26 protein-coding genes are annotated in these 23,339 nt (G+C 64.3%); 7 read left to right on the forward strand and 19 right to left on the reverse strand.

Features of this window, described 5'->3' with window-relative positions; all coding sequences use genetic code 11:
- Positions 1 to 30: 30 nt before the first annotated feature.
- Positions 31 to 1,221, reverse strand: coding sequence for a chromate efflux transporter (chrA, locus tag JI749_RS15140; RefSeq protein ID WP_201655740.1), 1,191 nt, complete (start codon positions 1,219 to 1,221; stop codon positions 31 to 33).
- A 19-nt stretch (positions 1,222 to 1,240) separates the two neighbouring features.
- Positions 1,241 to 2,053 carry a hypothetical protein gene (locus tag JI749_RS15145; protein WP_201655743.1) on the reverse strand — a complete coding sequence of 271 codons (813 nt, stop codon included), beginning with the start codon at positions 2,051 to 2,053 and terminating at the stop codon, positions 1,241 to 1,243.
- Positions 2,054 to 2,415: 362 nt separating this feature from the next.
- Between JI749_RS15145 and JI749_RS15150 the strand changes: the two genes are divergently transcribed.
- Positions 2,416 to 3,564 (forward strand): DUF2336 domain-containing protein, encoded by a 1,149-nt coding sequence (locus JI749_RS15150; RefSeq protein WP_201655746.1) that lies wholly within the window; start codon positions 2,416 to 2,418, stop codon positions 3,562 to 3,564.
- A 39-nt stretch (positions 3,565 to 3,603) separates the two neighbouring features.
- Here the strand turns inward: JI749_RS15150 and JI749_RS15155 are convergent, their stop codons facing one another.
- From JI749_RS15155 to JI749_RS15165, 3 genes are read right to left on the reverse strand one after another with little or no spacing between them, the layout of a single operon-like run.
- Positions 3,604 to 3,936: a DUF1491 family protein gene (locus tag JI749_RS15155; RefSeq protein WP_201655749.1), complete on the reverse strand. Its 333-nt coding sequence runs from the start codon at positions 3,934 to 3,936 to the stop codon at positions 3,604 to 3,606.
- Between the two features lies 1 nt (position 3,937).
- The gene (locus JI749_RS15160) at positions 3,938 to 5,128 is read right to left on the reverse strand and encodes a peptidoglycan-binding domain-containing protein (protein ID WP_201655752.1); all 1,191 of its coding nucleotides are present in this window, start codon (positions 5,126 to 5,128) and stop codon (positions 3,938 to 3,940) included.
- On the reverse strand, positions 5,125 to 6,900 hold the full coding sequence (locus JI749_RS15165; protein WP_201655755.1) for a PAS domain-containing sensor histidine kinase: 1,776 nt from the start codon (positions 6,898 to 6,900) through the stop codon (positions 5,125 to 5,127). Before JI749_RS15165 ends, JI749_RS15160 begins: the two co-directional genes overlap by 4 nt.
- A gap of 377 nt (positions 6,901 to 7,277) precedes the next feature.
- Between JI749_RS15165 and JI749_RS15170 the strand changes: the two genes are divergently transcribed.
- Together JI749_RS15170 and JI749_RS15175 are read left to right on the forward strand one after the other, a co-directional pair.
- On the forward strand, positions 7,278 to 7,571 hold the full coding sequence (locus tag JI749_RS15170; protein ID WP_201655758.1) for a hypothetical protein: 294 nt from the start codon (positions 7,278 to 7,280) through the stop codon (positions 7,569 to 7,571).
- A gap of 314 nt (positions 7,572 to 7,885) precedes the next feature.
- A complete protein-coding gene (locus tag JI749_RS15175; RefSeq protein ID WP_201655761.1) occupies positions 7,886 to 8,095 on the forward strand; it encodes a cold-shock protein in 210 nt (69 codons plus the stop codon).
- An 89-nt stretch (positions 8,096 to 8,184) separates the two neighbouring features.
- On the opposite strand, the gene JI749_RS15180 is transcribed toward JI749_RS15175, so the two are convergent.
- The gene (locus JI749_RS15180; protein ID WP_201655765.1) at positions 8,185 to 8,511 is read right to left on the reverse strand and encodes a hypothetical protein; all 327 of its coding nucleotides are present in this window, start codon (positions 8,509 to 8,511) and stop codon (positions 8,185 to 8,187) included.
- 95 nt (positions 8,512 to 8,606) lie between these two features.
- Here JI749_RS15180 and JI749_RS15185 point away from each other — a divergent pair, with 95 nt between their 5' ends.
- Positions 8,607 to 9,032: a SufE family protein gene (locus JI749_RS15185; RefSeq protein ID WP_201655768.1), complete on the forward strand. Its 426-nt coding sequence runs from the start codon at positions 8,607 to 8,609 to the stop codon at positions 9,030 to 9,032.
- Position 9,033: 1 nt separating this feature from the next.
- Here the strand turns inward: JI749_RS15185 and JI749_RS15190 are convergent, their stop codons facing one another.
- The 11 genes from JI749_RS15190 to mbhE all read right to left on the reverse strand — a co-directional run bounded on the left by JI749_RS15190 (position 9,034) and on the right by mbhE (position 17,590).
- Positions 9,034 to 10,107, reverse strand: a complete 1,074-nt coding sequence (locus JI749_RS15190) for an acyltransferase family protein (RefSeq protein WP_201655771.1) — start codon at positions 10,105 to 10,107, stop codon at positions 9,034 to 9,036.
- 35 nt (positions 10,108 to 10,142) lie between these two features.
- A complete protein-coding gene (locus JI749_RS15195; protein ID WP_201655774.1) occupies positions 10,143 to 10,649 on the reverse strand; it encodes a DUF6456 domain-containing protein in 507 nt (168 codons plus the stop codon).
- Entirely contained in the window at positions 10,642 to 10,998 is a 357-nt protein-coding gene (locus JI749_RS15200; protein WP_201655777.1) for a helix-turn-helix domain-containing protein, read from the reverse strand. Before JI749_RS15200 ends, JI749_RS15195 begins: the two co-directional genes overlap by 8 nt.
- Before the next feature lie 169 nt (positions 10,999 to 11,167).
- Positions 11,168 to 11,590: a MucR family transcriptional regulator gene (locus JI749_RS15205; protein WP_201655780.1), complete on the reverse strand. Its 423-nt coding sequence runs from the start codon at positions 11,588 to 11,590 to the stop codon at positions 11,168 to 11,170.
- A gap of 127 nt (positions 11,591 to 11,717) precedes the next feature.
- Positions 11,718 to 12,071, reverse strand: a complete 354-nt coding sequence (gene mnhG, locus JI749_RS15210; RefSeq protein WP_201655783.1) for a monovalent cation/H(+) antiporter subunit G — start codon at positions 12,069 to 12,071, stop codon at positions 11,718 to 11,720.
- A complete protein-coding gene (locus JI749_RS15215) occupies positions 12,068 to 12,367 on the reverse strand; it encodes a monovalent cation/H+ antiporter complex subunit F (protein WP_201655786.1) in 300 nt (99 codons plus the stop codon). Before JI749_RS15215 ends, mnhG begins: the two co-directional genes overlap by 4 nt.
- Entirely contained in the window at positions 12,364 to 12,843 is a 480-nt protein-coding gene (locus JI749_RS15220; protein ID WP_201655789.1) for a Na+/H+ antiporter subunit E, read from the reverse strand. Before JI749_RS15220 ends, JI749_RS15215 begins: the two co-directional genes overlap by 4 nt.
- The gene (locus JI749_RS15225) at positions 12,840 to 14,396 is read right to left on the reverse strand and encodes a proton-conducting transporter transmembrane domain-containing protein (protein WP_201655792.1); all 1,557 of its coding nucleotides are present in this window, start codon (positions 14,394 to 14,396) and stop codon (positions 12,840 to 12,842) included. The genes JI749_RS15220 and JI749_RS15225 overlap by 4 nt, the downstream gene beginning before the upstream one ends.
- A gap of 1 nt (position 14,397) precedes the next feature.
- Complete coding sequence (locus JI749_RS15230; protein ID WP_201655795.1) at positions 14,398 to 14,775, reverse strand: Na+/H+ antiporter subunit C; 378 nt, start codon at positions 14,773 to 14,775, stop codon at positions 14,398 to 14,400.
- On the reverse strand, positions 14,775 to 15,200 hold the full coding sequence (locus JI749_RS15235) for an MnhB domain-containing protein (RefSeq protein WP_201655798.1): 426 nt from the start codon (positions 15,198 to 15,200) through the stop codon (positions 14,775 to 14,777). Before JI749_RS15235 ends, JI749_RS15230 begins: the two co-directional genes overlap by 1 nt.
- A complete protein-coding gene (gene mbhE, locus JI749_RS15240; protein WP_233280782.1) occupies positions 15,197 to 17,590 on the reverse strand; it encodes a hydrogen gas-evolving membrane-bound hydrogenase subunit E in 2,394 nt (797 codons plus the stop codon). Before mbhE ends, JI749_RS15235 begins: the two co-directional genes overlap by 4 nt.
- A gap of 191 nt (positions 17,591 to 17,781) precedes the next feature.
- On the opposite strand from mbhE, the gene JI749_RS15245 reads away from it, so the two are divergent.
- The 3 genes from JI749_RS15245 (at position 17,782) to JI749_RS15255 (ending at position 21,267) form a co-directional block, all read left to right on the forward strand.
- Positions 17,782 to 19,878 (forward strand): S9 family peptidase, encoded by a 2,097-nt coding sequence (locus JI749_RS15245; protein ID WP_201655801.1) that lies wholly within the window; start codon positions 17,782 to 17,784, stop codon positions 19,876 to 19,878.
- Positions 19,879 to 19,948: 70 nt separating this feature from the next.
- A complete protein-coding gene (locus JI749_RS15250) occupies positions 19,949 to 20,557 on the forward strand; it encodes a superoxide dismutase (RefSeq protein ID WP_201655804.1) in 609 nt (202 codons plus the stop codon).
- 164 nt (positions 20,558 to 20,721) lie between these two features.
- Complete coding sequence (locus JI749_RS15255; protein ID WP_201655807.1) at positions 20,722 to 21,267, forward strand: response regulator; 546 nt, start codon at positions 20,722 to 20,724, stop codon at positions 21,265 to 21,267.
- Positions 21,268 to 21,275: 8 nt separating this feature from the next.
- Here the strand turns inward: JI749_RS15255 and JI749_RS15260 are convergent, their stop codons facing one another.
- Positions 21,276 to 21,839: a hypothetical protein gene (locus JI749_RS15260; RefSeq protein ID WP_201655809.1), complete on the reverse strand. Its 564-nt coding sequence runs from the start codon at positions 21,837 to 21,839 to the stop codon at positions 21,276 to 21,278.
- Positions 21,840 to 21,841: 2 nt separating this feature from the next.
- Positions 21,842 to 23,329: a helicase HerA-like domain-containing protein gene (locus JI749_RS15265; protein ID WP_201655811.1), complete on the reverse strand. Its 1,488-nt coding sequence runs from the start codon at positions 23,327 to 23,329 to the stop codon at positions 21,842 to 21,844.
- Between the last annotated feature and the right edge of the window lie 10 nt (positions 23,330 to 23,339).

Genomic DNA, 23,339 nt, shown 5'->3' on the forward strand with positions numbered 1-23,339 from the left:
CCTTAGTAACTCTCACTTTGGGCCCGCGCCTTACAGCACCCCCAACACCCCGCCCGCCACTCCCAGTGACACGACTACGATCCAGGGCGGTGACTTCCAGGCCACCAGCGCGACGAAGCCGACCAAGGCCAGGGTGAAGTCGGTTGGGGTGAGCACGGCGCTGGTCCAGACGGGGTTGTAGAGGGCGGTGCCGAGGATGCCGACCACCGCGGCATTGGCCCCCCGCATCCCTGCCTGCATGAGTGGCCTAGTCCGCAGGGCATCCCAAAACGGCAGCACACCCACAAGCAGCAGGAAGCCGGGCAGAAAGATCGCCACCAGCGCAATAGCCGCGCCGACGAGCCCGCCATCGGCCGCGCCGAGATAGGCCGCGAAGGTGAAAAGCGGCCCGGGCACCGCCTGGGCCGCGCCATAGCCGGCAAGAAAAGTGTCCCGGTTCACCCAGCCGCTCGCCACGGTCTCCGCATCGAGCAAGGGCAGCACCACATGCCCGCCGCCGAAGACCAACGCCCCGGCGCGGTAGAATGCATCGAACAGGTCGAGCCAGTGGCCACCAGACGCCGCGGCAAACAGGGGCAGTCCGACAAGCAGGGCCGCAAAGAGCGTGAGGCTGGTGAGCCCAGTCATGCGGCTGATGGTAAAGCGGCTGGCCGATGTCGCGCCTTGTCCGCCATCACGGCAAATGACCAGCCCAGCCAACGCGCCCAGGGCAATAGCCGCCACCTGCGCCAGGGCACCGCCCAGAATGGCGGTGATAGCGACGGCGACCACCGCAATGGCGGCCCTGTTGGCATCGGGCGCCAGGGTCCGGGCCATGCCCCAGACGGCCTGCGCGACCACCGCGACTGCGACCAACTTCAGCCCGTGCAGCACGCCCTCCGCCGCGGCCCCATCCAAGGCAGCAGAGCCAAGGGCCAGCATCGTCATCAGCAGTGCCGAGGGCAGGGTGAAAGCGGTCCAGGCCGCGAGGGCGCCTAGTGGGCCAGCGCGCCAGAGCCCGAGGGCGAAACCGACCTGGCTCGATGCCGGTCCGGGCAGGAACTGGCAAAGCGCCACCAGGTCGGCATAGGCCACTTCGCCCATCCAGCGCCGACGGACGACGATTTCGTCGCGAAAATAGCCCAGATGGGCGATCGGCCCGCCAAATGAGGTGAGCCCGAGCTTGAGGAAAGCCAGGAATACCTCGCCCGCCGAACCGATTCTGGCTGCTGGCTGCTCCACACCCGCCCCTTTTGCCGCGCTACTTGGGCAGCACGACCTCGGTGTCGCCCATATGCTGGAAGCGTGACGGTATCACGACATCGCCGCCGCCATGGGCTGCACTGGCGTCGGAGCAGAAGTCCCGGCGGTTGGCCCGGTTCACGTAGACCGACATGCGCCGCAAGGCCTCGTCCACCGCAAGCGACTGCTCATGGGGCGTTTCGACCAGCAGGTTGTCCAGCGCGTAGTCGTAGCTCGAATAGCGGTAGTTCAGGGCCCGCACGAACCAGTCGATGAAGGCCGTGTTCTCATACTTGCGCGCCGCCACTTCCTGGCCGATGCGGGGCGGCAGGTCGTGGCCCAGCCCGTCATAGGCAATGGCGCGCTGGCGGTCGATTTCAATCACCTTGCAGATCGCGAGGAAGGTGGTGGGCAAGGTGTCGATATCGGCGGTGATATGCCGGCCAACGGTTGAATAGCGCGTGCGCGAGGACTGGTATTCGGTTCGGCTCAGCCACTGGTAGTAGCGCTCGATGGTGAAGGTCTCGTCGCGCGGCGCGACGATGCGGGTGCGCTGCAGCTCGACGGCGCTGTCGAACTGCCAGTCCTGGGCGTGGGCCGCCACCAGGAAGCGCCAGACGCGGTCATGCATCTCGTCTTCCTGGTCGGTCTTGTTGAAGCGCGACACCGGCTCGCCGCGATTGGCGGCGATGAAGTCGCCCACGGCCGGCATGGCCGTATCATGGGTCCAGCTGGGGGCGGCGCGGCCGAAATCGCCCACCGGGCGCGCAACGCAACCGGCCAGTATTGCGGTCAGGGCCAGAGCGACTGTCGAACGAACGAGGTTAGCCACGCCTGCGCTTTGGCCGCGTCGGATCGAGCCTGGTATTTGGCGGCTGCGACGTCCCGCGCTCATAACGCACCCCGGTAAAAATCAGTATCTGGGCACCGCCGGGCCGGTCGGCCCCGCTGGTGGCAGCTTTGCGCCGCCGATCAAATTTGACGAGCTTTCCCAAGCTGTCCTCCAGTTGCTCGCTCCTCCATTCCCATTGGAGGCCACGGTTCGCGTTGCAAATCGGTGGTGTGACGCCCCTCGCACCCCTTGCTCAGGTCCCTATTAAGAGATCGTCAAGGTTAACAGTCTGCTAACGAATTGGCGGCAAGAGTGAATGCGCACCGAATGTGGTGCGATTCCGAATAGACGGTTGCCCGGACATGCTTGGTTTTCAGCCTTACGAGACGTTTCAACTGCTCATCGAGACGGGTGGCGTCGACCGTACGAATACCTTGCTGATCGCGGCCTGCGACGCCTATGCGCGGCGCGGCAAGCCCACGCCTCCCGAAATGGAACAGTTCGAAGCCCTGGCCGGCCGGCTGTTCCCCATTGCCGGCCCGCAGGCCCGCGCCAAGGGCGCTGCTATCCTGGGCCGGGCCGAGATGCTGTCCCCTGCCCTGGAGCAGCTGGTGGTCGATCATATCGGGGAAGACCTCAACACCTTCCTGGCCGGCGCTGCGGAATTGAGCGAGCCGACCATGCTCGAGATCATCGCCCGCTATGACGTGCCGGGTGCCGCCACCATTGCGGCGCGCGACGACCTCAGCAATGTCGTGCTGGCCAAGCTCTTCCAGATGAATTCGCGCAAGGTTTACCGGGCCTTGGCGTCCAATCTCGCCATCGTGCCGCGCGGCGCCTATCTCAGCGCCCTCGCCCGATCCGCGCAGATGGACCACCTGGTTGCCGATTCGCTGGCCAAGCGCGCCGATTTCGATGCGGCCCTGCTGGCTCCGGCCTTTTTCGACCTGTCAGATATCGATCGCGTCAAGGTCATCCAGGCCTTCGCCCATCGCGAGACGCCCAAGGCGCCGATCAGCAAGACCATCGAGCAACTCACTGTCGCCAATCAGGAATTGACCAAGGCGCTGATGAAGCTGTTCTCCGAGAACCGCCGTCCCGAGGTCACGCGCCTGTTGTCGCAGATTACCGGGCTCGATGAGGTGCGGTGCGGGCAGATTGCCCATGACGTGACCGGCGCGTCGCTCTTCGTCATCCTGCGGGCCTTTGGCTGCACGGCCTATGACGGTCTCAAGGTGCTGATCCATGCCACCAGCCACGACGCCGAGCGCTCCCGGGCCCTGGCGGATTTCGCCACCTTGTTCGGCAATGTCAGCCCGGAATCAATGGCTTACCTGATGAGCGCCTGGCGCGGCGAGGTGAACCTGCTCGAGCTCAACAAGCCCGAATACAAGCCCTTCGTCGAAACCAGCCGTCGTACGCCGGCCAATACGCTGGCGCCGGCGCACAACCCGGTGGTGGACCAGGCCATCGAAGCCCTGGCACGCATCGGCGTGCGGCGTGCCGGCTGATTGCTGCAAGACTTCTTGCGGATTGCCTGCACGTGCACGCTAGACGACTTCGATGCCGAGGTCATCGCCGCGCAGGTCGATGCTGAGCACCCACAGGTCGGGATCGAACTCCACCTCGCGCGCGATGCGCTCGCTGACCTTGGCCGGCTCGACATGGTCGAAGCGGCGTTGAAACACCAGGCTGGCATCGTCTTTCCGGCTGGCCATGGGCGCGGGCGTGAACAGCGATCGCGTCCCGTCGAGATGGTCGACCTCGATGAACACCTGGCCGGCGATGGGGTCGCCCCGCCGGGCGACCACGCACATATGGCCTAAATCGTTGTGACGGCGCACGAAGACGCTGCACCACAGGTCGCTGCGCAGCGTGCTCACGCTAGATGGCGGCCCCGGCCTGGCGCAGCAGGCCAACCAGATCGGGGTTGACCTGGCCGGTCACCCGGTAGCTGTGGAAGTTCTCGAATTCGCGGATGGCCTTGGCCGTGGCATCGCCAGGGTGGCCGTCGATCGAGCCGTGATAGAAGCCCAGGCTCGCCAGGCCCCGCTGGATGGTGCTGACCAATTGCACATTGTTGGCCGGCGCCACATTGGCTGCCACCGCCTGCGTCGGCTGGGCCTCTACGGCGACTGCCGGCCGTGGCGCGGCCATGGGTTCGAGCGAGGCGACCTGCACGGGGGCGGGCATCTGCTGGGTCTGCGGCGTCGCCATCAGCGGCAGCGCGGGAACCGGCTTGACCGCGGGAGCGGGCGGCGTGGTGCGCCCGCCATCCACGGCGGCCACGATGGAATCAATGGTCTGGGCGGCAGCGTTGCCGATCGTGTCGACGGCCTGATCAACCGGAGACAAGGTCGGCAGGCGTGCCACCATGCGGTCGGGCTCGGGCGCCGCGACAAGTGCGGCCTGGGGCTGGACGGCGGGCTGGACAGCGATGGCCGGCTGAACCACGGGGGCAGGCTGAGATGCCGGCGCCGCCATCGCCACGGGCACCTTGCCGGCGGCATCGGAACGCAGGATGGCGTCGATCACGTCCGGCGTCAGGGCGCCGGTTGGCTCAAGCCCATTGCGCTGCTCGAAGGCGCGGATGGCATTGGCCGTCATCGGGCCATAGAAACCGTCGACGGTGCCGCTGAACAGGCCAAGCTCGGTGAGCTTTTTCTGGACGGCGAAGGCATCGGTGTTGCCCACTGGCGTGCTGGGAACCGGTGCGGGAGCGGAGGCAACGCTGCCCGTCGTTTCCTGGGTAACCGGAGCAGGAAGGGTTGCGGGAGGGGCCGTTACGACAGCCGTCTGGCGCTGTGGCGCCGGCATTGGCTGCGGCGCGGCTTCAGGTTCGGCAATCGCTACATTGGTGGCCGGCGCGAAGAACGGCGCCGGATGGCGCGCTGTCTGGAAATAGAGGGCATTGCTGGCCGCCAGGGCGGTCAGCGTGACGAGAGCGAGCATGCCGGTCGAGGCGAGCGGCGTCCGCATGTAGCGTGAGATGGTCCACAGGCCGGCGCGGCCAAGGGTGGCTGCGACGGCGCTACCCGCCAGCAAAGGCAGGCGCGAAAGGGTGGTTGCGGTCATTGCGCTTTTCTTTTTTCGTCTTGCCATGAATAGGTCTGGGCAGTGGCCGGTTCTTTGCGGAATGGTGTGACCGAGGCAGTTTCTTCGGACTTGGTTGCCGGACCGTTTATGGGCAGCAAAACAGTTACCGTTGTCCCCGCCCCAATCTCGGACATTGCGCGCAGCGTGCCCTGGTGCAGCTCGACCAGGCCCTTGACGATGGAGAGGCCCAGGCCCGTCCCTTCATAACGGCGGGACAGGCCATCCTGCACCTGGAAGAAGGGCTCGCCGATTCGGGTCAGCGCTTCTGGCGCCATACCGACGCCCTGGTCGGCGATGGAGAGGTTGAGGCTCTGGCCCTGGCGCTTGAGGCTGACCGTCACGCGGCCACCGGGATGGCTGAACTTGATGGCATTGGACAGAAGATTGAGCAGGATCTGCCGGCAGGCGCGCTCGTCCGCAACCAGCAGCGGCAGGTTGCCGGCAATGTCGGTAACCAGGGTAACCTGCTGCTTGGCTGCCATGGCCTCGACCATGCCGAAGCAGGGCTCGATCATGTCCTCGACCACGAACGGCTCGGTCTGCAATTCAAACTTGCCGGCCTCGAGGCGCGACATATCGAGCAGCATGCGCACCACTTCGAGCAGATGCTTGCCGCTCTGGTGAATCAACCCGGCATATTCGCGGTGGGTCGTCGACAGTTCGCCGCCAATGCCTGATGTCATCATTTCCGAAAAGCCGACCACGGCATTGAGCGGCGTGCGCAACTCGTGGCCGATGGTCGCCAGGAAGCGCGATTTGGCAGCTGACGCTTCTTCGGCCGCGCGTCGGGCTTCCGCCATGGCAATCTCATTGTCCTTGCGGCTGGTGATGTCGCGGAACAGCGCCACGACCTCGTGCCGCTCACCCGCGGTTTCGGCGTCCAGCACGGGCGACAGGCTGATTTCGACCCAGATGAAGCGTGGAACGCCGGTGGCGGCGCGGGGATCGTCCTGCCGCATGCGGACTTCGATAACGCGCGACTTGCCACCTTGGTTGGCATCGGCGAACGCCGTCAGGTAAGCCGGCCGATCGAGCACATGCAGGCGATCGCCCAGCCCGCCATTGGACAGTTCGTAACGGCGGCAGCCGAACAACTGCTCGGAGGAATGCGATGCCAGCAGAATCTCGCCATCGCTGGAGAAGCGGATGACACCATCCTGCACATGTTCGAGCAGGTGCCGGTAGGCGGTGACCTGCGCCTTGTCATGCACTTCATAGGCAGTGTTGATGCGATTGGCCGTGTGCGCCACCAGGCAAACACTGGCCACGAAGGCTGCGAAGTTCGTCGCCATCAAGGCGGCCGAACCGACGGGAATGGTGGGCAGGGCAAAGAGAGAGGCAAGGCCAGCCACCAAAGCCAAGGCGGCGAGCAGGAGCCAGCCCTGGCGACGGAGGGGCTCGCGCCCCACCAGCGAGGCCATGATCGGCGCCATGGCCGATATGGCAAGGCCCGTGTCGCCAAACCGGTTGTCCGCCAGCGTCAGGATGCAGCCCAATATCAGAAGGGTATAGACCTGGCCGGCGGCCGCCTCTTCGAACAGCTTGCGCTGGTGCAGCGACAGCGTGACCATGCCGCCGGCCAGGCCAAGCGCGGCAATGACGAAAGGAAGGGCAGCGCCCGTCACCAGACCATAAACGGCAAACGGCATTGCCAACGCGCCAAGCCCGATCAGGATGCGGGAATTGTTCGCAAGCGTCTTGCGGCGAAGCATCTCGGGGCGGTGGCCGGTGCCGGCAACGGCCAGGGACATCTCTTTGCTTGCGCCAAAAGAGAACAGCCTACGCATTACGCTTTTACTCACTCATCACGACGCCAGCAGTCATGGAATGCCTTGGGAAACTTGCTGTTTCCGTGGCGCACCAGTCGCCTGAATGGCTTCAGGTCTTGTTGGGCTCACAGTGCGGGGGAAGAGTTGAAGGCGACCTTAAATCTGGAGCCACGCGGGTGCCTGGAGAGCAAACCGCGGGGTGGTTTCTCGGGTTAGCGTAAACAACATATTGCCCGTGTCGGAGCGGTCGCCGGCATTTGCCTCAAATTTTATCGAAATGTCCCAGCGGCGCTTAAGAGGGGCGGCCTAGGGTGGTTGGTGCAGGTCGAGCTTGCACCTGTAAAGTTCTGGTAGAGGCTATGTTTCTGGTCGTTCGCTCCGTTTTCTGGCTGACGGTCGCCTATATGGTGATCAAGCCCGGCGTTGATTTTGCCGACGCCCAGCAGGTGTCATCCCAGGCGATGGCCGCCGGCCAGCAGGTCATTGCCGAGCAGATCCAGGCGATCGATTGCGACAGTTTGCAGTGCCTTGGCGGCAAGGCCGTCATTGCCGCTGCCCTTCAGACTTCCCCGCCCGTCGGCACACCCATGCATGCGTTGCCGCCGACCCGTACGGCCCCAATCCCCCGACCTCGGCCGGACTGGGCGGGATAGCGGGAGCCCTGCCCCAGGGCCCCGATCCAGACCCCAGGGATCGCGTCACTTCCCCAAGCGACGCACTCCAGCGATCCCTGGCCTTAGCCGCAGGCACGCTGCCCCGTGCTTGCGGCTTTTTCTTTTGCCTTGTTATGGACACCACAAGCGCCTACATGATGCGCATACGTTTGAGCTACATGGCTATTTGATCCCCGGTTCGCCGGACATCGTATCCCCTGTTTTTGTGAGCGTTTAGGCCTGTCCGGCATGTTGCCGGGCAGCAATGATGCTTGCTGGCCTCAGGCCAGGGCACGATTTGAAAGACATCAACCATGATCACCGGCACCGTAAAATTCTTCAACGCAACCAAGGGTTTCGGCTTCATCTCGCCCGAAGACGGCAGCAAGGACGCTTTTGTCCATGTGTCGGCTGTCGAGCGCGCAGGCCTGCAGGGTCTGTATGAAGGCGACAAGGTTACCTATGAGCTCGAGACCGGCCGTGACGGCAAGGCTTCGGCCGGCAACCTGACCCTCGTAAAGTAAGATCTGTGCCAGGCCCGCTTCGGCGGGCTTGGCCACGCTTCGCGCCACTGGCCGAAGCCTAGACAAGGTCCTGGGCACCGCTCGGGCCATCAGAGACAATAATGACATTTCCAGACTTTCACGCTCGCGCCGAGCTTTATCTCGGCAGCGATCGTCACACTGCAATCGAACAGGGTGCGCGCCGTTTTGCGAGCGCCGCCCAGGCCATTCGCTTCGCCTTCGAAGAAGCGGCCCCCGTGAGCCTTCATGGCGCAATGCTGAAGATCGGCGAGGCGACATTTGCCGGCGATGACCTTGCGGCCCTCTACCGCAGTGAGGCCTTTCCACTGCCACGCAAGCAAGATATGCGGCGCGCCCGCAGGCATCGAGTCGCAGGACGGCGGACCTGGGCACGTGCCCTGACGCGCCTTGCGCATGCTTCACACCAGAACGCTGCCACTGCCTGACGATCAGGTACCAGGGCGGTACTCCGCTCTGGTAATGGCGCCCGGCTTTGACTAGATAACCGGCCATGAGCGAGCCCCAGGCCTTCCAGGACATTGCCGAAAACCTTTCCTTTCTCGACGATTGGGAAGACCGGCTGAATTATCTCATCGAACTGGGCCAGGCCCTGCCCCCGATGGCGGACGAAGACAAGTCGGCCGAGAACAAGGTCAAGGGATGCGTGTCCAATGTCTGGCTCGTATCCAGCGTCGACCGGTCCGGCGGCTCGCCGGTCATGTGCTTCCGGGGGCAGTCGGACGCCATCATCACCAAAGGATTGGTGGCCGTGCTGATCGCGCTCTATTCGGGGCGGCCCGCCAACGAGATTGCCGATACCGATGCCATCGAATGGTTCAGGAAAGTCGGCCTGAGCGAGCATCTGGGCATGCAGCGCTCCAATGGCCTGGTGGCCATGGTCAACCGGATCAGGACGGAAGCGAAAGCCCTGAGCTGACCTATTCGGCCGGAGCCTCGGCGGCCTTGACGGGTCTGCGCCGTCCGAAAATGGCATTTGCGGCGCGCAGCACGGGCTGCTCAACGAAGCGATAGACCACCAGGCCCGCAATCGTGCCGCCGGCGATCGAGACGACCGCGACGGAATAGTCAGCCACGAGGTCGGCCGGGTTCAGCAGCATGAAGGCTAAGCCGGCCAGCACGGCTACTTCGTAGATGTGGACCAAGTAGATCGAATAGGACGCATCGCCGATGCGCCCGAGCAGCGTGACGCGTGGCAGGCTGCGCTCGAGGCGAACAGCCAGCAGGACCAGCGCCGAGGCAAAAACCACGAAGCCCGTGAACGCCAGGCCGTCCTCGAGCAGGCCGGCGCGATCGACCGCGAAGCCTTCGCCCAGCCCTGCAGCACCCAGTGCAAGCGCAATCCAGATCCCGGCGCGTGGCAGGGCGGCGACCTGGCCGCGCAGGGTACCCAGACCCAGCCAGGCGCCGGCGCAGAAGGCCAGCGGCATGAAACTCGTATAGAATTGGGGAATGGCCGGTTGCGGCTGGAACAATGCTCCCAGCACGGCGAGCAGCGAGAAAGCGGCCGTCAGCCCCACTACGCGCGCCTTGGCGCCCAGGAAAGCCAGCACCGCAAAGCACAGGTAGAAGAACACTTCGTAGTTGAGCGTCCAGCCCAGCTTGTAGAGCGGATGAATGCCGCCACTGACCGGGTTGTAGAACGGCACGAAGAGCAGGGACAGCAGCAGCTGGCCGGTGTCGTAGACCGTGGTCTTGAACAGGTGCGGCGCCACCAGCGCCAAGGCGGCGGCCAGCAGGGTGGCGCCCCAATACATCGGCACGATGCGGATGAAGCGGCGGCGCAGGAAATCGAGGGGCGAGAAGCGCCCCTCTCCCGTCACCACCACCATGATGAACCCGGAAATGACGAAGAACAGGATGACGCCGAGCCAGCCCAGCCGGCTATATCCGAGGTGGGGGCCGGTCAGCGGATAGAGCAGCGCATGCGATGCCAGCACCAGCATGGCGGCCAGTCCGCGCAGATACTGTATCGAGATGAACTTGTGGCGCATGGCGCCATTCTACCGCGCAAGACATGCAGCAAGTGTTACCGAGCGTCGCCAAGTTCGGGTCTATCGTCAGCGATCAGCGGCAGGCGCTCCTCCAGCCAGTGCCGTGATGCGGTCCCGGTGCCGGTGGCATGGGGGGAAAGGCCGAACTGGCCGGCGAGCTGGTCGAGCCCGATGCGCAGCACCAGCTTGGCGCTGCGCCGCGGCCAGCGCCGTTCCGTCTCGACCAGTTGCAGGCCCTTGCCCAGGCCGCAGACATCGAATAGCACGCCCCAGCAATCCGCCGGCAGCGCCGCAGCCAGCCGGCTGAGCTTGAGCCGCGCATCGGCAGCCGCGTCCGAAGCCGTCTCCACGCCATTGGACCGCCCTCGCCCGCCGACATGGGCGGGGCTGTAGGACATGGTGACCCGCGGGGCCAGTTGCGCCCGCTGCACCAGCCGCTCGAACCGATCGGCCGCTGCCAGGTGATGCGGGGCGAGGAAGCTTGTCCCGTCGCGGCCCGAAGACAGGCGCGCAAGCACGTCGTCGTCGCGACCACTAGCCATGGGTCACCGTTTCGATCTGCTGCTCCAGCATGGTGACTTCATCGTCGAAGCGGGGGTCGTCGCGCATATCTTCGATCAGCGCACAAGCATATGAGACCGTAGTCCTATCCCTGCCGAACACTTCGCCGATTTCCGACAGCGTCCGACCCAGGACGACATGGGACAGGTACATGGCCAGCTGACGCGCGCGGGCAATCGGCAAGCGATTGCGGCGGCGGTTGGTAAGCGACTGTTCCGGCACGTTCTTCTGCCGCGCAACCAGCGTGATTACCTGATCGCAGTTGCGCGGCGCGCCAGGGGAACGCCGGCCGGGCCGGCATGGTGCTGCGCTGGATACTGAATCGTACATCCGTAGGCCTCATCACATTCAAGGAATTTATTCCTAGATACTGCGATGGGTAAAGCCAGACGGGGATAAGTGTGCGCAACAAAATCAAACGGCCGCCTCGCGGCGACCGTTTGATCTCATTTGTCGCCGGGGCCCGGAAAGGCGCGACGTCTCGTAGCGTAAGAGGGGCTCAGGCGGCCTTGCGGCCCAGGCCATTGTCCTTGGCAAGCTTGGAGCGGGTCGCCGAGTAATTCGGAGCAACCATCGGGTAGTCGGCCGGCAGGCCCCACTTCTCGCGGTATTCTTCCGGCGAGAGATTGTAGTGGGTACGCAGGTGGCGCTTCAGCGACTTGAACTTCTTGCCGTCTTCCAGGCAGACGATGTAGTCGGCGGCGACAGACTTGCGCACTGGCACGGCCGGCTTGAGCTCTTCGACTGGGGTGGGGACTTCGTTGTTCTGAAGAGCGCGCAGGGCACCGTGAACATCAGCGATAAGCTTGGGCAGATCGGTAACGTTGACGGAGTTGTGGCTCACATAGGCTGAGACGATTTCAGTGCTGAGCTCGATCAGGTCGTGCTCGTAGCCGTTCGCCGCGCCAGCGGTGTCACTCATATTTCAACCTTTCATTGTTCTTATTGGGTCGCGACGACGCATAGTCACGGCCATGTTTCATTCCTATGGCCGTTTAACCGTATTCGCAACCCAATATGCCGCAATTAACATGCTACAATAGGCATGTTCATGCGCCGGGACTTTGGCCGGTTTTAGACTTGAGTTCGTCCAGAACCATGTTCCCGCCCAATTGATCACTGGTGCGATAACTTGCCCTTGCTAGCAGATGCGCCCCGACAGGCGTGGTGAGCAGAAGAAATACGACGCCGACTATTGCTCGCAATGCAACGCCGGCATCGCCGCTCAACAGCGCGACCGCAATCAATACGAATCCGGCGCCGACCGGCCCGGCCTTGGAGGCGGCATGCATGCGGGTCAGCAGATCGGGCAGCCGAACAACGCCGATGGCGGCGACCAGGCTGAACAGCGACCCCACCAGCAACAGGCCGCAGCCGGTGTAGATGGCTATGGCTTCCATCATGGTGCGCCTCCATCGCGCCCGGCAGCGCGGGTCATCACATAGCGGGCCAAGGCGATCGTGGCGAGGAAGCCCAGGAGGGCCAGGGCGATGGCGATGTCGACATAGATCATCTGTCCGGTCCGCAGGGCAATCGCCCCGACGAAACCCATGGCGATCACCGTCATGAGGTCCAGCGCCAGTACGCGATCGGACAGCGTGGGGCCAACAACGATGCGAACCACCGAAATCAGCAGCGCCAGGCCCAGCACGATCAGCGCCACCAGCGTCGTCCACTGCAGGGCGTCGGCCGGGGTCATGCGTAGACCTCCCGCACCTTGGCCTCGAAACCGCTGGCAATGTCGGCGATGAGCGCCTCCCGTGTGTCCAGCGTCAGCGTGTGCACGTAGAGCAGGCTGCGGTCTGCGCTCACATCGACGCTCAGCGTTCCCGGGGTCAGCGTGATGAGGTTGGCCAGCAAGGTAATCTCGGCATCGGACTTGATGGTGAGCGGGAAGGCGACGATGGCAGGCCGCAAGGTCGCCCGCAGGTTTGGGCTCAGCACGACCAGCGTCACCTTCACCGCGCTGACGAGAAGCTCATAGATGAACAGCAGGCCCAGCGAGATGGCGCTGCGCAGCCTGCGCAAGCTTCTGCCGGAGCCAGAAATGCGGCTCAGCAGGACCACGGCGATCGCGCCGATACCGGCGCCCAGCAGCAGGTTCAGGCCGCTGAAATTGCCTGAAATAGCCCCCCATACCAGAGCCAGAACGATGACTGTCATGAGCGGGTTCATGGCGTGCCTCCTGCCAGGCCAATGGCGGCGACGTAGCGCGCGGGATCAAGCAGATCGGGCGCCCCCAGCCGCACGGCCTCGAACATGCCGTTGGGCCAAAGCCCGGCGGCGACCACCAGGACAACCAATGCCCCGGTTGCCGCAATGCGAAGCAGGTGACCCGTCCCAAGCTGGCCGGGGGCAAGCTCCGCCGGAGCAGAGCGCCAGAATATGTGCGCCCATAGACGCGATCCGGCGATCAGGGTCAGCACGGCATTGACGACCAGCGCTACCGTGACCAATCCGCCAATCCAGCCGTTTTCCGCCAGGCCTGCCTGCAGCAACAACAGCTTGGGCCAGAAGCCGAGGAAGGGTGGAACGCCCGCCGTTGCCAAGATCAGCACGAGGAACGCGATGGAGACCGGAGCACCGGCAGCATACAGCCCGCCCATGCGTCGCGTGTCGAACTGGCCCGTCTGCCGCTCGATGAGACCGGCCACCAGGTAGAGCGCAGTCATGGTCAGGATGGCATGGAACACATAGAGCCCCGCGCCGCTGACGCCGGCCAGCGACGGAATAGCGATGCCGGCCAGGACGGAGCCAATGCCGCCGATGACCAGGAAGCCGATGGCTCGGCGCAGGTTCGTTTCGGCAATGGCACCCAGGGGCGCGACCAGCAGCGTCAGCACCGCAACGGATATAAGGACGGGCTCGAGCAAGTCCCGGCTGGCCGGCAGCAAGACTACCAGCGCCCGCAGCAGGGCATAGACGCCGACCTTGGTGAGCAGGCCGGCGAACAGGGCCGATATTGCCGCCGGGGGCGTGTGATAGGCCGCCGGCAACCAGGCATTGACCGGGAACGCCGCAGCCTTCATGCCGAAAGCCAGAAGGAGCAGCGCCGCCACCCCGGCCATGGCTGCCGGATTTGCAGCGGGCGCTACGCGGAGGATATCGGCCATGTTCAGCGTACCGAGCAGCCCGTAGAGCAGGCCCAGGGCCATCAGGAACAGGGTGGTCGCGAGGAAATTGAGGAAGCCGTATTTGACCGCGCCGTCGAGCTGCGACGGACTGCCGCCCAGCACGATCAATCCGAACGAAGCAATCAGCATGACCTCGAACCACACATAGAGGTTGAAGAGGTCGCCTGTCAGGAACGAGCCGGTCACGCCCGCGAGGAGCAGCAACACCATCGCATGGAAGCCGTCGCGGCCGTCTTCTGCGCCGCGCTCGCCCTTGGCGTAGATCACCACCACGAGCGTCACCACAGCCGCGGCGAGGGCAAAGCCGGCACCGAAGACATCGGCGGCAAAGCTGATGCCGAAGGGCGGCAGCCACTTGCCCATCGTCATGCTCAACGGACCGGCATCGACCACCCGGAGCAGCAGGCTGACCTCGCAGGCAATGACCCCTGCCAGGATGAGCAGCGAGAACACGAAGGTCAGCGCGCCGGCGCGGCGCAGCATCAGCGTGGCGGCAGCACCGATCAGGCACAGCACCAGCGGCAGCACCACGACCCAGTCGGCCGCGGCGGTCACGGCATCGATCATTGCAATTGGCAGTGCCTGTTCCACCATGTCAGTAGCTCAAGGGTGGATGGGGCTCGTCGACCGGTTCGGCGACGCGCATGTTGTCGGTGTTGTCGGCGTCGAGGCTCTGATACGCGCGGAAGGCCAGCACCAGCAGGAAGCTGAACATGGCAAAGCCGATGACGATCGCGGTCAGGATCAGCGCCTGGGGCAGCGGATTGGCAATAGGTCCGGTGGGTTGATCGAGACCAGCGGGCACGATGGGCGCCGCGGCCCTGGTCAGCCGACCGGCGGTGAAAATCAGCAGGTTGACCCCATTGCCCAGCACCACGAGCCCCAGCAGCATGCGGATGACCGAACGCGACAGCAGCAAGTAGATACCCAGCGCGACAAAGAAGCCGACTAGGGCTGCGAGCACATAATCCATCAGAGGCCGTCCCCGCCATCGCTCTCGAGGGCCAGTGCAATTGTCGCAATGGTGCCGAAGACCACCAGGTAGACACCGATATCGAAGACCATTGGCGTCGAGATCGGCACGGTGGTCTCGCCAAGCTCAAGGTGAAGCCAGATGCTGGTCATGAAGGGCGAGCCGGTGAACAGCGACAGCAGCCCCGACATGCCGGCGATGACGACGCCAAAGCCGGCAATGGCCATTGGGTCGAGACGCAGGGCGCGGCGGGCCGCCTGCGCACCGCTGGCCATGCCCAGGACGGCGATGGCCGAGGCGGCAATCAGGCCACCGATGAAGCCGCCACCCGGCTCGTTGTGGCCACGCAGGCAGACATAGGCGGAAAAGACCAGCATGATGGCCACGATCAGCGGCGCGATGGTGCGGAAGATGATCGTGTTCATGGCGCCACCTTTCCCCGCCGGGGGGCGCGGATGGGCGTGGGTGCGGGTGGGACAGTACGCCTCGCCCGGCTCCGCAATAGCGCCATGATGGCTATGCCGGCGCCCATGACCACGGAGATTTCGCCCAGGGTATCCAGACCGCGATAATCCACCAGGATCACGTTGACGATGTTGTGGCCATGGGCGATCGGGACACTGGTGGCCGCAAAAAGATCCGACAGCCGACTGTCGAAACTGCCGGAGAGGATGACCATGAGGAACAGGCTGACACCCGCCCCGCAGACCAGGGCCAGCGTTCCATCGCGCGCCAGATCCTCGAATTGCCGGCTATCACGCTCGTCGAGTTGCAGGCGGGTCATCACCAGCGCCAGAATGACCACCGACAGGATTTCCACCATCAACTGGGTGAAGGCGAGATCGGGCGCGCCGAACAAGAGGAAGATGAGCGCCACAGCCGTGCCCTGGATCCCCAGGGCCACGATGGCCACCAGACGATTTGCGGAAAACAGCACCGCCCCCAGGCCCAGCAGGGCCAGTGCGATCACGCCCCATTCATGGACCTGCAAATCTGGCCAGGTAAGCTTGGCCGACCAGTTGCCCAGCTCGGCCGTAGGTAGCAGGGCCGCATAGCCGTCGAGCATCAGCAATGGCCCGACCAGCGCCAGCGCCAGCATGACGAACACGGTGACCAGATAAATCTCGAGCAGGCCGTGATGCAGCAAGCGGGTCACCGCGCCCGAGAAGCGGATCAGCCCGAACATGGCGCCATCGAAAGCCGTATCGGCCGTCCAGCCAAGCGCCACTTCGAAACGACGGGACAAAGTGCGGAGCGCTGCTGCCTGGCGATAGACGAGGTAGCCGAGCGCCCAGGTCGCCACCGACAGCCAGAGCAGCGGGTTGGTGGGATCGACGGCAAGCGACAGGTGGCCGCTGATGGCCTCGCCCAGAACGGCCAACGTGCCGGGCTCGAGCAACGCAAGGCCCAGCCAATCGGGCATCACCGACGCGACGATGCCAGCGGCGCCCAGAACGATGGGCCCGACCAGCATGGCAATGGGGGCCTCATGCGCCGTTTTCGGCGTCGACAGCACCGGCCCCAGGAACGGCCTGATGAGGATCAGCATGGCCACACCGGCCAGCATGGCATTGCCCACAAGGAGCACGGCCAACGTGGCGATGTCGGGCCATTGCAGGCTCAGAAGCCCCAGATACATCTCTTCCTTGGCAAAGTAGCCCAGTGTCAGCGGCAGCCCGATCATGGCCAGGCAGGCCAATGCAGCGGCAATAAAGGTCACCGGCATGCTGTCGGCAAGGCCACCGAGCACGGTGATGTCGCGGGTGCCCGCCTCATGGTCCACAGCCCCCGTCACCATGAACAACCCGGCCTTGTAGAGGGCATGCGCCACGAAATAGAGCAGCATGGCCGAAATGGCCGCAGGGGTGCCCAACCCCAGCAAGAGGACTGACAGTCCGAGCGAAGCAATGGTAGTCTGCGCCAGCATCTGCTTGAGGTCGGTTTGCCTGATGGCGCCGATTGCGCCCCACAGCAGCGTCGCTCCGCCAAGGCAGACCAGGATCAGCGTCCAGGCCTGGGTATTGCCGAGCCAGGGCGTCGTCCGCGCCAGCAGATAGACGCCGCCCTGCACCATGGTGGCCGAATGCAGGAACGCCGAAACCGGCGTGGGCGCTTCCATGGCGTTGGGCAGCCAGAAATGGAATGGCAGCTGCGCCGATTTCGTGAACGCTGCCAGCAGGAATACGGCCAGCACCAAGCCATAGAGGCCGCTGGAACGGACTTCGCCTCCCAGCGCGCTCATGTCCCAGGTACCGGTGAGCTGATACACAGCGATTGCGCCGATCAGCAGGCCCATGCCCCCGATATTGGTGATGACGAGGGCCTGGATTGCCCCCCGGCGGGCGGCCTGCCTGGTATGGTCAAACCCGATCAGCAGGAAGGAGGTGACCGAGGTCAGCTCCCAGAACATGAACAGCGCCAGCAGGTTGTCTGACAACACCAGGCCCAGCATGGCGCCCATGAAGGCCAAGAGGAACATGAAGAACCGGCCCAGATGGGGATGGCCTTTGAGATAGGCACCCGAATAGAGGACAATCAGCATGCCGATGCCGCTGATCGTCAGCGCGAAGGTGAGGCTGAGCCCATCGACCATGAACGAAAGGTCGAGGTCGAACGCTGGCACCCAACCGATGCGTGCAGATATCGCGCCGCCGGCCATGACCGGCTCCACCAGGCGCAGCAGGAGCATGAACAGGCTCGCCGGCACCAGGGCCAGGACCCAGCCGGCAAAGGGTCTGGCGATGCGCTGAACCAGCGGCGCAAGCGCAGCGGCAGCAAATGGCGCTATCGCCACCAGCGCAATGCTTGCGTCCAAACCAGGCCCCAACTGCCGATACTCCCCACGCCGACTCTGTGTGGGCCGGCTTGGGCAAGACCTTACCGATTAGGTCCCCATCGACAAGCCAAAACGGCCGGGCGCGACGCGTTGTCCAAGGAAGCTCGCTTGCCCCTTTCTTTCGCGGAAGGCCGAGCCTATGTGAATGGACCCGCCTAACGGATCTTCCCATGACCAAAGCCGCCCCGCCCGTTGCAGCCACCAAGCCGCATGTCGTCACGTTCCACAATATCCGGCGCGATGACCCCTATCACTGGCTGCGGGCCGACAACTGGCAGGAGGTGATGCAGAAGCCCGAGACGCTGGACGCGGAAATCCGTGCCTATCTCGAAGCGGAAAATGCTTTCTACGAAGCCGAATTCGGCGAGCCGACCAAGGCGCTGCAGGACACGATCTACAAGGAAATCCGTGGCCGCATCAAAGAGGATGATAGCGGCATTGCCTCGCCCGACGGCCCCTACGCCTATAATTCGCGCATGCTCGAGGGCAAGCAGTACCCACTGATCGTGCGCACCCCGCGCAACGGCGGGCCCGAAACGGTGCTGCTCGACTGCAATGTGGAAGCCCACGACGCCTATTTCGGCTTTGCCGGCGCCGAACACGATCGTTCGCACCGCTTCCTCGCCTGGGCGGCCGACCGCGCCGGCTCGGAATATTATGACATCGTCATCCGCGATATCGAGACCGGCGTCGACAGCGCCGAGGTCATCAAGGAAACCGCCGGCTCCTATGTTTGGAGCAATGACAGCAAGGCAATCTACTATACCGAATATGATGACAACCACCGCCCCTACAGGGTGCGCCTGCATGTCATCGGCACCGACCAGGCCAACGATCCCATCGTCTTCGAAGAGCAGGATCCGGGCTTCTTCGTCGGCGTGGGCCGCACGCTCAGCGACAAGTTCATCGTCATCGATGCGCATGACCACCAGACATCGGAATGCTGGCTTATCGATGCCGAGCACGGTGGCGAGCCGCGGCTTGTGGCGCCCCGGGTCACCGACCGCGAATACGACATCGATGAGCGCGATGGCATGCTCTTTATCCGGACCAATGCCGATGGCGCAGAGGACTTCAAGGTCGTTACCGCGCCGGTGGACAATCCGGGCGCCGAGAACTGGACGGACCTGGTGCCGCATAACCAGGGCGTGCTGATCCTTGATACCATTGTCATCCGCAACCATTTGCTGCGCCTCGAGCGGCATGATGGCCTGCCGCGCATCGTCGTCCGCGACCTCAGGACCAACAGGGAAGAGACGGTCAAGTTCGACGAGGAAGCCTATTCGCTGGGTATGTCGGTCGGTTACGAGTTCGACACCTCGGTGTTCCGCCTCACCTATTCGTCGCCCACGACGCCGTCGCGGACCTATGACGTCGATCTCGAAACCGGCACGCGGACCTTGCTCAAGGAGCAGGAAGTGCCCTCGGGCCACAATTCCGATGACTACGAGACGCGCCGTCTGTTCGCACCCGCTCCTGATGGCGAACTGGTGCCGGTCACCGTGCTCTACCGCAAGGGCACTAGGCTCGATGGTTCTGCCCCAGCTTTGCTCTACGGCTATGGCGCCTATGGCATGTCCATGCCGTCGTCCTTCTCGATTTCGGCGCTGTCGCTCGTCGATCGCGGCTTCATCCACGCCACGGCGCATATCCGCGGCGGCATGGAGAAGGGCTATCGCTGGTATGTGCAGGGCCGGCGCGAGAACAAGACCAACACCTTCACCGATTTCATCGCCGCCGCCGAAATGCTGGTCGATCGCGGCTACACGGCCAAGGGGCGTATCGTCGCCCAGGGCGGCTCGGCAGGCGGCATGCTGATGGGTGCCATTGCCAATCTGCGGCCGGACCTGTGGGGCGGCATCATCGCGCAAGTGCCGTTCGTCGACGTGCTCAACACGATGCTGGACGAGACCCTGCCGCTGACGCCGCCCGAATGGCCTGAATGGGGCAATCCCCTGGCTTCGGCGGAAGACTATGCCCGTATCGCCGCCTATGCGCCATACGAGCAGGTGGCGGCCAAGGACTATCCGCCCATCTTTGCGCTGGCGGGGCTGACCGATCCGCGCGTCACCTACTGGGAGCCGGCCAAGTGGGTGGCCCGGTTGCGGGCAACCAAGACCGGCACGGCGCCATTGTATCTCAAGACCAATATGGGCGCCGGCCACGGCGGCGCCTCGGGGCGGTTCGACCGGCTGAAGGAAACTGCCGAATGCTACGCCTTTGCGCTGAACGCGGTTGGTTTGGAAGGATCGTTCCCGTCCAACTGATTGTTGCAGCGTCATAATCGGCCTATACCAGGGCCACTCCCCTCAGCGTCTATTCCAACCGGAGGCCACAATGTCCACCAAGTTCACCCTGCCGCCCCTGCCCTATGCCTATGATGCACTGGGCCCCTACATGTCGGCGGAAACGCTCGAATTCCACCACGACAAACACCACCAGGCCTATGTGACCAATGGCGAGAAGCTGCTGGAAGGCTCGGGCCTCGAAATCCTGCCGCTGGAGGACATCGTCAAGGAGAGCTACGGCAAGAATGCCGGCCTCTTCAACAATGCCGGCCAGCACTACAATCACGTGCATTTCTGGAACTGGATGAAGCCCAATGGCGGCGGCAAGAGCCTGCCGGCCAAGCTGCAGGCGGCCATCGATTCCGACCTGGGCGGCTTTGACAAGTTCCGCGCCGATTTCATCGCCGCCGGCACCACCCAGTTCGGTTCGGGCTGGGCCTGGCTGTCGTTCAAGAACGGCAAGCTCGAAGTCACCAAGACCCCGAACGGCGAGTCGCCGCTGGTCCATGGCGGCAAGCCGATCCTGGGCGTCGACGTATGGGAACACTCCTATTACATCGACTACCGCAATGCCCGGCCGAAGTATCTTGAGGCCTGGTTCGACAACCTGGTGAACTGGGAGCATGTCGAGCACATGTTCGAGGAGGCCCGCGGCTAAGCGCCAGCAACAGCCATGGCAATCAGCCCGCCGCGCCCTGCGCCGGCGGGCTTTTTGCTGCGCCGCCGCCGGGCTTTTCCCCAGCCGTTAGCCATGTCACAAACCCGACACTTCAATGCCCCGCCGCCACATGGTAACGGTCTGTTTACCATTGGGGGAAATCAGTGTCAGAGCCGACCAAGGTCGTTGCCATCATTGCGGCGAACACCGCACTATCGTCCTTGCTGGCGATGGTGGTGGCTGGGGACTCGCGCCTGCGGGTCAGGCAGTTCGATAGCGATATCGACCTGATGGCCTATATGCGCATCGCGCCGATCGACATGCTGGTGTGCGATTTCGACCGTGAGGGGCGTCCGGCCTATGAGATGGTGGAAGCCATTCGCCTCAACAATGCCCTGCTCAGCCAGGAAGTGCCGGTCATCGCCCTGACGCGCACCATTACTCCACCGATGCGCCACCAGGCCATCAGCGCCGGCATTGACGAAGTCATCATCAAGCCGATGTCGCCGCGCCACCTGCTGCAGCGCATCCAGACGCGGCTGCGGACACGCAGCGTCGTTGGCGTGCTCGGTGGCTATCGCGGGCCGGAGCGGCGCAACCGCATGCCGTTGCCCACACCCCATCCGGTGCCGACCCGCCGCAGCAGCGACAATGTGGTGCCGCTGTTTCCGGATCGGCGCAAGCCGCGCCAGCCGGGGTTGGACGCGTAACTGCGGGCCTACCGCCCCTCGCCCACCAGCCGCATCAGCCGCGCCCACAAGTCCTCGATCGTGTCGGCAAACTGCACGGCGCGATCGTAGCCAGGCAGGCCCGGCGACAGCACGTCGGCAGCATAGCCACGCATGACTTCATAGGCCCGGTGCCGGTTGAGCATCACCACCGGCGGGGTGCGCCCCTGTGCCTTTGCGGCGGCCCAGGCACCGAACAGGGAGGAGGCCGAGGCCAGCGACCCGGGCAGCGCCACATAGGCCTCGACCCGCTGCGCGATGCGGGTCAGTCGCTCGGCCTTTTCGGCCAGCACCTCCATCGTCACACCGGCCAGCGCGGGAGGCAGGGTGATCGAGGTGTCGGCGATAATCTCGACGCTGCCGCCCGCCGTGCGCGCAGCGGTAATCAAGGGCACGGGAATGATGCCGTTCTCCGCCAGGCACACGATCCGGGCGCCGCGCTTGGCAAAATAAGTGCCCGCCTGGCTCATGATGGAGGCCCTTTCGGGATCGCCCGGCCCCTTGTCCGACGCGAAGACAGCGATAACCGGGCCGGTCACGGTGGGCTCCATCATGCTCATCGCCCCCGCTTCAGACCGCCGAGAATGCCCCGCACCAGCGCGCTTCCAAGCCGATTGGCTACCGTGCGAGCCAGCGAGTTCATCGCCGCCTCGGCCGGTGTCTGTCGGCTCGACGTCCGGCGCGGGCGGTCGTCCTGGTAGGTCCGCTCGGCCTTGCGCAGCTCGTCGTCCTGCCGCTGCCGTTCTTCTGCGAGCTGGCGGTCGCGGGCGCGCCTGGTCAGGATCTCAAAGGCCGACTCGCGATCGGTCGGATTGTCGTAAAGCCCGGCCACCGGCGAACTGGCAATGATTGATTCGCGCTCGGCCGGGCTGAGCGGCCCCACCTGCGCCGATGGCGGACGGATCAGCGTGCGACCGACGACGGACGGAATGCCCTTGGCTTCGAGCACCGAAACCAGTGCCTCGCCGATGCCCAGCTGGGTGATGACCTCTTCGGTGGAGAAATCGGGATTGGGCCGGAAGGTCTCCGCTGCAACCCGCACTGCCTTCTGTTCCCGCGGCGTGTAGGCGCGCAGGGCATGCTGCACCCGGTTGGAGAGCTGCGCCAATACGGTCTCGGGGATGTCGACGGGGTTCTGGGTGACGAAATAGACGCCGACGCCCTTGGAGCGCACCAGGCGCACGACCTGCTCGACCTTGTCTATCAACACCTTGGGCGCATCATCGAACAGCAGGTGCGCTTCGTCGAAGAAGAAGACCAGCTTTGGCTTGTCCGGGTCACCAACCTCGGGAAGCTCCTCGAACAGCTCGCTCAGCATCCACAGCAGGAAAGTCGCATAGAGCCGCGGCGCCCGCATCAGCTCGTCAGCCGCGAGAATGGAGATGAACCCGCGCCCGTCGCGATCCGTCCGCATCAGGTCGGCAATCTCCAGCGCCCGTTCACCGAAGAACGATTCGGCGCCCTGCTGTTCGAGCACCAGCAGAGCGCGCTGGATGGAGCCGATGGAGGCGGTGGTGACGTTGCCGTAGCGGGTCGAGATCTCCTTGGCCCGCTCGCCGATATTGACCAGCAACGCGCGCAGGTCCTTGAGATCGAGCAGCAGCAGGCCCTCGTCATCGGCCAGCTTGAAGGCGATGTTCAGCACGCCTTCCTGGGTATCGTTGAGCTCGAGCATGCGGCTGAGCAGCAAGGCGCCCATTTCGGAAACGGTGGCACGAATCGGGTGTCCTTGCCGGCCGAACAGGTCCCAGAAGACCACCGGGAACACGTCGTCCTTGAAGTCAGCGAAGCCGATGTCGGCGGCCCGTTGCGTCTGCCAGCCCTGGGCCGCGCCCATCTTGCCGACGCCGCTGAGGTCGCCCTTGATGTCGGCCGCGAACACGGGCACGCCAGCGGCCGAAAAGCCTTCGGCCAGCACCTGCAAGGTCACGGTCTTGCCGGTGCCGGTGGCGCCGGTGATGAGCCCGTGCCGGTTGCCGTATTTGAGCGCCAGATATTCGGGGTGGGTGCTGGTCCCGAGAAAAATCTTGTCGTCAACGAGCATGCGCCGCTAC

Source organism: Devosia oryziradicis (assembly GCF_016698645.1).
In the GTDB taxonomy this organism is placed as follows: Bacteria; Pseudomonadota; Alphaproteobacteria; order Rhizobiales; family Devosiaceae; genus Devosia; species Devosia oryziradicis.

What these genes read in the sequence shown, in the direction of transcription:
- JI749_RS15150 (WP_201655746.1), top strand. Translation starts at nt 2,416, where the DNA reads ATGCTTGGTTTTCAGCCTTACGAGACGTTTCAACTGCTCATCGAGACG.
- JI749_RS15160 (WP_201655752.1), bottom strand. Translation starts at nt 5,128, where the DNA reads ATGACCGCAACCACCCTTTCGCGCCTGCCTTTGCTGGCGGGTAGCGCC.
- JI749_RS15165 (WP_201655755.1), bottom strand. Translation starts at nt 6,900, where the DNA reads ATGTCCCTGGCCGTTGCCGGCACCGGCCACCGCCCCGAGATGCTTCGC.
- JI749_RS15170 (WP_201655758.1), top strand. Translation starts at nt 7,278, where the DNA reads ATGTTTCTGGTCGTTCGCTCCGTTTTCTGGCTGACGGTCGCCTATATG.
- JI749_RS15175 (WP_201655761.1), top strand. Translation starts at nt 7,886, where the DNA reads ATGATCACCGGCACCGTAAAATTCTTCAACGCAACCAAGGGTTTCGGC.
- JI749_RS15180 (WP_201655765.1), bottom strand. Translation starts at nt 8,511, where the DNA reads ATGCGCAAGGCGCGTCAGGGCACGTGCCCAGGTCCGCCGTCCTGCGAC.
- JI749_RS15185 (WP_201655768.1), top strand. Translation starts at nt 8,607, where the DNA reads ATGAGCGAGCCCCAGGCCTTCCAGGACATTGCCGAAAACCTTTCCTTT.
- JI749_RS15190 (WP_201655771.1), bottom strand. Translation starts at nt 10,107, where the DNA reads ATGCGCCACAAGTTCATCTCGATACAGTATCTGCGCGGACTGGCCGCC.
- JI749_RS15195 (WP_201655774.1), bottom strand. Translation starts at nt 10,649, where the DNA reads ATGGCTAGTGGTCGCGACGACGACGTGCTTGCGCGCCTGTCTTCGGGC.
- JI749_RS15200 (WP_201655777.1), bottom strand. Translation starts at nt 10,998, where the DNA reads ATGTACGATTCAGTATCCAGCGCAGCACCATGCCGGCCCGGCCGGCGT.
- JI749_RS15205 (WP_201655780.1), bottom strand. Translation starts at nt 11,590, where the DNA reads ATGAGTGACACCGCTGGCGCGGCGAACGGCTACGAGCACGACCTGATC.
- mnhG (WP_201655783.1), bottom strand. Translation starts at nt 12,071, where the DNA reads ATGATGGAAGCCATAGCCATCTACACCGGCTGCGGCCTGTTGCTGGTG.
- JI749_RS15215 (WP_201655786.1), bottom strand. Translation starts at nt 12,367, where the DNA reads ATGACCCCGGCCGACGCCCTGCAGTGGACGACGCTGGTGGCGCTGATC.
- JI749_RS15220 (WP_201655789.1), bottom strand. Translation starts at nt 12,843, where the DNA reads ATGAACCCGCTCATGACAGTCATCGTTCTGGCTCTGGTATGGGGGGCT.
- JI749_RS15225 (WP_201655792.1), bottom strand. Translation starts at nt 14,396, where the DNA reads ATGGTGGAACAGGCACTGCCAATTGCAATGATCGATGCCGTGACCGCC.
- JI749_RS15230 (WP_201655795.1), bottom strand. Translation starts at nt 14,775, where the DNA reads ATGGATTATGTGCTCGCAGCCCTAGTCGGCTTCTTTGTCGCGCTGGGT.
- JI749_RS15235 (WP_201655798.1), bottom strand. Translation starts at nt 15,200, where the DNA reads ATGAACACGATCATCTTCCGCACCATCGCGCCGCTGATCGTGGCCATC.
- JI749_RS15245 (WP_201655801.1), top strand. Translation starts at nt 17,782, where the DNA reads ATGACCAAAGCCGCCCCGCCCGTTGCAGCCACCAAGCCGCATGTCGTC.
- JI749_RS15250 (WP_201655804.1), top strand. Translation starts at nt 19,949, where the DNA reads ATGTCCACCAAGTTCACCCTGCCGCCCCTGCCCTATGCCTATGATGCA.
- JI749_RS15260 (WP_201655809.1), bottom strand. Translation starts at nt 21,839, where the DNA reads ATGATGGAGCCCACCGTGACCGGCCCGGTTATCGCTGTCTTCGCGTCG.
- JI749_RS15265 (WP_201655811.1), bottom strand. Translation starts at nt 23,329, where the DNA reads ATGCTCGTTGACGACAAGATTTTTCTCGGGACCAGCACCCACCCCGAA.